Raw genomic sequence first — 9,477 nt, forward strand, 5'->3', positions numbered from 1 at the left:
TGTTGAGTGCCACTGAGAATTGACCCTTTAGGCGCGGAATTTTCACTGAGACCTGACCCATGTTTTGACCCCTCCCTGGCTTTGATCAGGGGATTTAGGAGTGATCGACATGGCGTTATTGAGCGTAATTCGTCGCTGGCATCTTCGGCAGCATATCCCGATCCGTGAGATTGAGCGGCGTACCGGATTGTCGCGGAATACGATCCGCAAATATTTGCGGTCAGATGCGGTGGAGCCGCAATTCAAGCTCCCCGATCGGCCAAGCAAGTTGGACCCTTTTGCTGAGAAGCTGACGGGGTGGCTTCGGCAGGAGGCTAGCAAATCACGTAAACAAAAGCGCACGGCAAAGCAGTTGCACGCTGATCTTGTGGCGCTGGGCTATGACGGTTCCTATGGGCGCGTCGCGGCCTTTGCCCGTGGCTGGACGGCTGATCGGCTGCTTGAACAACAGACCAGCGGCCGCGGAACCTTCGTGCCGCTGGCCTTTGCGGCCGGCGAGGCGTTCTAGTTTGACTGGAGCGAGGACTGGGCGGTGATTGCTGGCGAGCGGACCAAGCTGCAGGTGGCGCATACCAAGCTGTCGCATAGCCGGGTATTTATCGTCCGGGCCTATCTGCTGCAGACCCACGAGATGCTGTTCGATGCCCTGGCCGAGGCGTTCCGGGTTCTTGGAGGCGTTCCCCAGCGTGGCATCTTCGATAATATGAAGACCGCCGTTGACCGGATCGGCACGGGCAAGGCCCGGCAGGTCAATGCCCGCTTTGCCGCCATGGCCAGCCACTATCTGTTCGAGACGGATTTTTGCAATCCGGCATCGGGCTGGGAGAAGGGTCAGGTTGAGAAGAACGTGCAGGATGCACGGCGCCGGCTATGGCAACCATTGCCCAGTTTTGCTGATTTGAATGCGCTCAACGCCTGGCTTGAGGCACGCTGCATTGAGCAATGGGGGCAGATTCAGCATGGGGTTTTGCCGGGCACCACCGCCGATGCGCATGAAGCTGAACGGGGCCATCTGATGCCACTAGGGCGTCCCTTCGATGGCTTTGTCGAGCACACCAAGCGTGTGTCGCCGACCTGCCTCGTGAACTTTGAGCGCAATCGCTACAGCGTGCCGGCATCCTTTGCCAACCGGCCGGTGAGCCTGCGGATTTACCCGGAACGGATCGTTATCGCCGCCGAGGGACAGGTGTTGTGCGAGCATGCCCGGATCATCGAGCGATCCCATTACCTGCCGGGACGAACGGTTTACGATTGGCGACATTATCTCGCCGTCATCCAGCGCAAACCAGGGGCTTTGCGCAATGGTGCGCCGTTTGCCGAGTTGCCTGAAGGCTTTAAGCAACTGCAAGGCCAGCTGCTCAAGCGATCTGGTGGTGATCGGGAGATGGTCGAGATCCTGGCCCTGGTTCTCCAGCATGATGAGCAGGCCGTTCTATGCGCCGTCGAGCTTGCACTTGAAGCCGGCGTTGCGACCAAGACTCATATCATCAACGTTCTGCACCGGCTGACCGACGGCAAGGCCCCGCCGGCGCCCCCGATCGACGCCCCTCAGGCCCTGCGCCTGGCACGAGAACCGGTAGCCAATGTTGAGCGCTATGACACCCTTCGTGACAGGGGACAGCGCCATGCGTCATGATCCCGCCAGTGCGGCCGTGGTGGTGATGCTGCGCGGCCTTAAAATGTTCGGCATGGCCCAGGCTGTTGGTGACCTGATCGAACAAGGTGCGCCTGCCTTCGATGCGGCCGTGCCGATCCTCTCGCAGTTGCTCAAGGCGGAGATGGCCGAGCGCGAGGTCAGGTCCATCTCCTACCAGATCAAGGCGGCCCGGTTCCCTGCTTACAAGGATCTGACCGGCTTCGACTTTGCCGCCAGCGAGGCCAATGAGGCTCTGATCCGGCAATTACACCGCGGCGAGTTCATGGATGGTGCCGACAATATCGTGCTGATCGGTGGCCCCGGAACCGGCAAAAGCCACGTCGCCACCGCCTTGGGCGTGCAGGCGGTCGAGCATCACCGCAAGAAGGTCCGGTTCTTTGCCACCGTTGATCTGGTCAATGCGCTTGAGCAAGAGAAGGCATTGAACAAAGCAGGCCAGCTGGCCGAACGCCTACTGCGCCTCGACCTCGTAGTCCTCGATGAGCTCGGATACCTGCCGTTCAGTCCGTCAGGCGGCGCGCTGCTCTTCCACCTGCTCTCCAAGCTCTATGAGCGCACCAGCGTCATCATCACCACCAACCTCAGTTTCAGCGAATGGGCCGGAGTGTTCGGTGATGCCAAGATGACCACAGCGCTGCTCGACCGCCTGACCCATCATTGCCACATCATCGAGACCGGTAATGACAGCTTCCGCTTCAAGGACAGCACCAACAGACCAAAAACCAGAAAGGATAAATCCACAGCAACTTGACCCGTCCCACACAACGCGAGACATATCTTCAACCCGGGTCAATTCTCGATGAAAATCCCGGGTCAGATCTCAGTGAAAATCAACATCCTGACCCTCAGATTCGTAGTTTGTGGAATTACAGGGTGGTGGAGGCGACTTTTACGATTCTAAGGTCGTTCATCGGCTTGCATGGGGGTGCCAATGTGCGGCGCTGCCAAGGCCTTTCCGTGCTCAGCTGTGCCATACAGGCGGTTGGGGGGGAAGGAGAGGGGAACCCATCTGCTGGTTCCGCCCCGCCCCATGCCGGCCATTCGGAGGCCACTTAGCCCTCCCGAACGCGAGTCTTTGGCCGGGTCGACCAAGGCGCATCCACATTAGCGCTCCAGCAGCATGTGGCCCACGACGATCATGTTCGCGAGACAATGCGCGGGGCGCGCGTGCTTGGTGTCAAAAGCCAACGCACCGTGTTTGGACGGATCACCATAAGCTGGATGGGTGATCGGTTGGGATGAAAGTTCAGTTACGACCTTGGTTTCACTCAAGTATGCGCAAAGTTGCGCCTTCTCCGTTATGACGCAACCATTGACCATACCGACCATGATGCCCATGTCGGTTCTGCTCGAATACTTTCCTGAGGCAAATCTGCCTACGCCTTCGCTGGCGTACTTCTTTCGCAAGGGCCGCTTGTTATCGAGACGTTTGAACTCAAGCACCAGCTCCGGCCCCATGTTGGCCGCGTAGATGAATTTGATGTCGGTTCTACCTCTGTACTTCGGCATGCCTTTCGCATCGAGCTCCACATCAGAGGCTTCGTGTACAAAGTGCCCCCAGACGATCCCGGTTTCCTGTCTCCGATTGTCATCGTTCAGCGCGTGAAATAGGCCGGCGACTAGGGTTGTTTCCTTCTTCTCTGCCCACCAAGCAGGACGAACGGCCTTCAGCTCCGTCCAAACGTCGCGCACGTAGTCCAGGAATTCGCCGACCTGGGGATCAGGAAACAGAGTCTCGGCAGCTGTGGGCGTGGCCAGAACGCGCTTCAAGCAGATTTCACCTTAGCGGCGGCTCGCTCACCCACGAGCAGTTCGACTACCTCGTCTGCGTCACGGAGCGCCGCGCTCCTGGTCCAGAAGCGCATACGTGATGGCTTCACTAGATAGACATCATTTCCCCAGACGAAGATGGAGTTCGGCATAGCGAAGAAGTCGATGGCCCTTCCTTGCGCCGCTTCCACATCGATGGCTTCAAGCAGTGCCGCGATCGAGGAGCCGTGTGGGTTCGGACGTTTCACTTTGGAGGCATCGTCTGAGAGTGCGACATGCACAATATCGAGGGGAGTCTTGAAGCCCGCTCTCTCAACAAGGCTGACCCGGATTGCCCCCTTTCCACGACGACTCCACGCGTCAAGGCCACGACGCAATTCGCGCACGTAAGCTCCCTGTGCATCGGCTGTAGGCTTGTCTTGAAGCGGCGTATACAGCTCGGCGTAGCTCGTGGGCTGGAGGCTATGCGCGACCAATTGCACCATGTCTTCTATTAGCGCGCGTTCATTGTCCCTCAAGCCGAAGTAGTCGAAGATCAGCTGGTCGAGTTTGCGACGGGCATCTGTGTAGTAGTTCTCGGAGAAGATCTGACCATGTGGCGTTTCGAACGTGGCCACAAGGGCGTGAGCTTCATCAATGAGCTTAGTGGCAGAGGCCTCGTTTGAGTGCCGCTTCGGATGGATAAAGGGGAGAGACTTGATCTCTTTCACAGTTACTCGCGCCCGCTCAGCAGCCGCTGAATAGCCGGTGAGGATCAACCAGTAACTGGCCAGACTGGAGCGGAGGTAGCACGTCAGAAGGCGGGCTATCGCATCGTCTTGCGTCCCGACACTGAGGGCACCGACCCCAGAGGGGAAACAGAAGCGAAGATGACTGTACGCAGCTCTTATCTCCAGCTCAGGGGACGTGCCGTCTGGCCAAAGCACCCTCGGCCCCTCATAAAGGGCGAAGTCGCCATAGCTGGCGACGCCGTCCTTCACGGGGACTGGCTGCAGAGAGTGGGTGGTAACACTCAAGCTCGGTGCGTTCAGTTCCGAGGTCGCCAGGAAAGGGAAGGCGGCGAGCCGCCGAGGGTTGATGGACTTAGAACCATCCTTCTTGTGGTACCCCTTTCCGATCCGCCATCGCTCCGTTTCGATGCAGTCACCAAGGTTAGGCAGCGCAGACAGCCGGTGGAACAATGCTTCGTCCCGATGACTGCCCCAGAAGCGGCGTCTCAGTTCATCATTACCGGCAACAAGGGAGGCCCTTGCAACCTCAATCTTGTCGTAGTCGTGGAGCGTCAACCGGTTGAACGCGAAGCTGATGTCACACTTGGGCATCAGGTACTCAAGATGGCCTTCGACGCGTCCATCCGATAGGCCGGGCTGGTTCGTCGCCACCAGGACGGTGCATGCATGCTCCGCCTGCGCGAACAGCAGCCGCCGGAAGTCGGCGAGGTTCACCATCCGGGCCAACTGAACGCGGGTTGTGAATTGGCGGAGGAAATCCGCGTTGGTCGGGGCTGTGATCAATGAGGTGGGGAGGATTAGGACGATTCGAGCACCTGACTTCGCAGCCTCGACCGCCTTTGCCGCAAAGGCAGCGGCAATCTGCCGATGCGGCATGCGCACGTTGTTGCGTGCTGCCCACTCAGTGGCATTAGCTCCCTCGTCGTTCCTCAGCTCGCGCCAAGGCGGATTGGATACCACAACGTCGAACTTCCCGGACGCCGAGAAAGGGTTGGTGTCAGAGAAGAAATCGCCATGCTCCTTTCCTTCCGCGATGTTACCTCCGATCAACTTCGGTAGCTTGCAATCATGATCCTGCTGGAGGTGAACTAGATCGCGCTGAGAGAGACGTTCCAGCAGGCAGAGATAGAGACTGAACGCGGTCACGCGGCATGCAATCCGGTTCACGTCACCGCCATAAATCGTATTTTCGAGAAGTGAGATGCGTTCGCCAATTTCAAGCGCCCTACCCAGGTCGGATTGCTTATGGGCGACAATCTTACGGAAGGCTGTTGTAAGCAGGATTCCAGAACCACAAGCGCCGTCGTAGACCTTTAGGCACGTAGGGTCTTCGATGCCAGACAAAGCCTGGGTTATGGCGAGTTCGGCCAAAACTCGAGGGGTGTAGTAGGCTCCGTCGATCTTCCTTTCATCTTGAAGGAAGGTTTCGTAAATTCCAGACAATAGTTCGACGGGAATTTGGCTGAAGTCGTAGTTCCAGAAGTCGGTCTGGCCAGTCTCAAGATCGACGCGTGAAAGAAGACGCCCAACGATCCGCAAAGCGTCGGCCGGAAGCTTCGCCCAGGTGATTTCCGACGGCTCCAGGAAGTCGCCATTAAAGTCGACTTTGAGCTGCGCAATGAGCTTATCGATGTCCCGTCCGCTGCTGGCATCAATAAACTCACGCAGCGTCTTCAGCTCATGGGCGATCCGGTACTCGTCACCGATTATCCCGCGATGCTCGAGATACGAAATAAACAGGACCTGAGCGAGGAGCATCTGCGCATCGATCTGTCGCGCAATCAGGGGCACCTCCCCGGATGTAAGCTGCGTCACAGCATTAGAGAGCTGTCTCAAAAGATCTCGATCAACCCGTCGGCTGGGGTCGAACCAATCCTCGAGCCTTTGCTGAAGCTCGGACGAAAGCACCTCGCCAGCCGACCACGGCCCGTCGGGGCCTGCATCTGCGTGATTGAGGGTGTCGCAGCTCAGAGCATTTTTCCATTTCGGGATGGAGTAGGCGCGGATCTGGCCCTCGGAGATGACCAACAGAGCAGAGGCGAGGTTTTGATTCCAAAGCCGCTGGCGAATAGCGTCCACGGCTTCCGCAGTCGGGACCTGTGCTTCCTCGACGAAACAGATGGTCGGTGTCTCTTCGACCAAAAATACCGCATTAAGGCGGAATTCGCCATCCTCGCATAGCAGGTCGTGGAGTTCAGCCGCATAGGGCCTCGAGCCGATCTCTGCGGCATCGGTGATCAAGGCGTCACCAAGCCGCTCGTAGCCGAGGGCTTGTAGCCATTTGGTTAGGTGTACGGCCGCCATGCTAAGGCAGTTCTGCCAGAGAGCATTAATTCAAGCAAGAGTTATTTAAAATCAGTGCCTTCTACTAAATTTTTCAATTAGACGAGCGACTTAGCACGTGACTTGGCGCAGCACCCTGACTAAGCGCATGCGCAGTCCATTCCATAACTTGGAAGGTTTCGGTCTAAATCGGCGCTTGGCGTAACGAGGATTCTGCTCCGGTCATGGCCGGCCGCCCTCCGGCCCTCTACCTCCGGCGAGGTTCTGGAGGCTGCTGTACCGGAGGAGGCGACGCTTGCCGAGGCGGATGGTCTCCAGGGGGCGTCGTTTATGAGCTCAGAAATGCGGCTGTAGCCGACGTCAAAGTACTACGTGACCAAGCGAATTGACCAGGGGGCTGTTGCCTCGAATTGATTTCTACGATCAAATTGACAGTTCTTTGACCGCGCCTGCGAGCCGGTTACGCAATTCGACTAGATTTCTAAAGCGACCGGGATGCTTAAACTTTGAGATGCTCCGAATAGCAGTCTCAATCGATTGCTTCAGGGGAGGCTTCTGCGCCGCGGTCAGAGTGTGCAAGTATTTATCGACGATTTCGGCATAAATCCGCATCACAGAAAGCGGGTGATAGAGATCGTCATTTTTCCTAGTCAACACTGACTGCAACAATGAGATGGCGTCTCGTTCACGGCTGCCATCCGCGCTGACGCCGGTCTCACGCGACTGGGTCAGCAGCACCCGGGCCTTGTGATTATCGATTTGGTAGGTATCCCAGTTCATACGGCGCGCTGCCAAACCATAGGCAGTTTCGATAAAACGGAACGAGATATCGAACTCGTTAGCATTCATAGTGCATATCGACCTCTGTACCCAAAATAACGGGTCGTCGACGGCAAACGAGAACAAGCGGCAATCATCGTAGAATTTTTCGACGATTGCATTTTCACGATTGCTCTTGATGATCCGCCCATAGACCGAGAATTTAAGAAGCCCCTTCGCCATCTTCACAAGATCATCTTCGCTAGCGAAGTGGTTGTCGACCGAAGTCAGGCCACGCTTCACTACGTCAAGGATAGTTTCTAGATTGAAGACACGCTTGAGGATGAATTCTGCTAGTGCTGGAGACCGAATGCTGAGATCGCCTTCGTCGATCCGAACAAGGCTGCCAAGCTCATTTTTAAGCAAGGAGGCTCTCAGTTCCTCGAAGGCACCTGAATAGTCGAGTAACTGGGAGAGGAGCCAAATCTCCGATAGATCTTGATATCCAGCCTCCGTAAGGACAGCGCTAAAGATGATGAGGTCCCGGGCGCTTTTGTCGAGTTTCTGGATATTGACCAGAAGCTCCTCCACCCTAGCGTGTAGGACGCCTGTCTCAAAAAGGCTGAGGACGATATCGCGGAGTTGGCCGCCGCAGGTGCGCTCCACAAACTGCAGCTTCTCCGAATTTGAGAAATCCGAATATTTCCCCAGCAGGCCATTAGACGTAAGGTACTCGACGATTCGTACCGCTTCCTCGCGTAGCGGGCTGTCGAGGTCGATTTCAATTGATGTGACGTTCGCGAGCCGAGATTTCACCGCAGATGCAGATGTGTCACGGAAGCTCGTTCGGACCGTAGCCAGAATGACGAGGTTGCTTTTTCTCATTTCCAGGATCGCCGTTGGTAGCTTGGGAAATCGCATGACGTCGTCGAAAATTAGGAGCGCAGGCTCGTCCAGCCCTTGCAGATAAGCCAGAACGTCGCCGACATTGTCCGGCTCTCGCTGGAATTTAAAGACACGGTAATTCTTTTGGGCATATTGGTACCCAATCTGATCTGCGAAAATCGTCTTGCCATTACCGATGTCGCCATATACCAAGATGGGCATGCTACCGGATGCGTTGTTTCCTGCACGGGCGTAAGCGTTGCGGCTTCGAGATATTGTGTAAGCACCCGGCTTGGCGGAGATATCAGCTTGCGACAGCTTGTCTATATTTGTCGATCCGGAGACAAAAAGTTGTTCGATGTCACGAGCCGAAATCGAAGCCGTTACCTGCGGGGTGAAGAATATTTCATGCATCGCGACGGGCAGCACTGTGTCGGATTTGACGGGTGCACCTGATCGCTTCATTCCCAAGTGAGAGGCTAAGGCAGAAAGTCCGATGGGGTGCGGAGTTCCGAACCTGCTCATGCGCGTGAGGATCGGCTTCTTTGTACTGGGGTGGTTCACAAAATGAATCTTTTGCAGAGCATCGGGAGGCAAGAGGCCAAGAAGCCTCCGGATGTCGATATCAGTCAGCGAAAAGCCCACGAAGATAAGGCTCGAAGCAGCGAGTATGTCGTTATGAAATGCGCGCATCCACGGCGACGTCAGGAAGGGAGAATTGTCTCGCTGTCGCTCGGTTAAGAGAAAGGTCGTTGCGAACTCGCGAGCTGAAGCTCGACCTATGTTGCCATATATATGCAGGAGCTGGGTTGTTCCCGGCATTGGTTGGCCCACCGGGTCGTTTACGCCGTGAGTCGTGATTGGCTTGCGGTTGTCCGAGCAAATCGTCTCGATAACATCGTCGTAATTGGTCGTGTATATTCGTCTCCAGGGCTGGGTGACGATAGTCGCTTGATCGTCAGTGTATGTCTTGGTCCTGAAGTTGGAATGCAGCGCAATGATGGTTGCCTCATCGTCGTGGACGTTTCGGAACTCCTCCGCCGCAGTGTCCAGATCATATCCATCCGGTGAGGTGATACCCACTTTACGTAACCGATGCGAGGCCCCCACTGCATGGGGCTGGACTTTACCGTGATGTCTCTGCGACGCGCTGGGGCATCCAGAAGTCTCTGATTGCTGGCACGACGATGGGTATGTCGTGATAGGCGGTCTTGAGGTACGATTTTATGTCGATGCCTTTGGGCGGCGGCCCGGCGGGGATAGCCAGTTCGTCGGCGCAGTAGAGCAGGATTGGCAGCAGGAGGCCGTATTGAATGTTTTTTGCGTTGAGTAATGGCGCCCACGCCTTCCAGCGCAATTTCATCGCGGCGACAAACCCCATGCACCAAGGCC

The 9,477-nt window shown here is 56.5% G+C and carries 5 protein-coding genes and 1 pseudogene; 2 read left to right on the top strand and 4 right to left on the bottom strand.

The genetic code is table 11. From position 1 onward, the window contains the following. Window positions 1-109: 109 nt before the first annotated feature. Window positions 110-1,636: pseudogene (gene istA, locus T331_RS18845) on the top strand (IS21 family transposase). Beyond that, window positions 1,626-2,408, top strand: a complete 783-nt coding sequence (gene istB, locus T331_RS0116405) for an IS21-like element helper ATPase IstB (RefSeq protein ID WP_026440804.1) — start codon at window positions 1,626-1,628, stop codon at window positions 2,406-2,408. Before istA ends, istB begins: the two are co-directional and overlap by 11 nt. Window positions 2,409-2,761: 353 nt before the next feature. On the opposite strand, the gene T331_RS0116410 is transcribed toward istB, so the two are convergent. From T331_RS0116410 to T331_RS0116425, 4 genes are all read right to left on the bottom strand, one after another. Then, the gene (locus T331_RS0116410) at window positions 2,762-3,427 is read right to left on the bottom strand and encodes a hypothetical protein (protein ID WP_026440805.1); all 666 of its coding nucleotides are present in this window, start codon (window positions 3,425-3,427) and stop codon (window positions 2,762-2,764) included. After that, window positions 3,424-6,399, bottom strand: coding sequence for an N-6 DNA methylase (locus T331_RS0116415; protein ID WP_162173922.1), 2,976 nt, complete (start codon window positions 6,397-6,399; stop codon window positions 3,424-3,426). Before T331_RS0116415 ends, T331_RS0116410 begins: the two co-directional genes overlap by 4 nt. A gap of 465 nt (window positions 6,400-6,864) precedes the next feature. Next, window positions 6,865-9,168 carry an SIR2 family protein gene (locus tag T331_RS0116420; protein WP_026440807.1) on the bottom strand — a complete coding sequence of 768 codons (2,304 nt, stop codon included), beginning with the start codon at window positions 9,166-9,168 and terminating at the stop codon, window positions 6,865-6,867. 43 nt (window positions 9,169-9,211) lie between these two features. Then, window positions 9,212-9,477 (bottom strand): hypothetical protein (locus T331_RS0116425; protein WP_026440808.1); only part of this gene is annotated, 266 nt, incomplete at its 5' end.

It is taken from the genome of Acidocella facilis ATCC 35904, assembly GCF_000687875.1.
In the GTDB taxonomy this organism is placed as follows: Bacteria; Pseudomonadota; Alphaproteobacteria; order Acetobacterales; family Acetobacteraceae; genus Acidocella; species Acidocella facilis.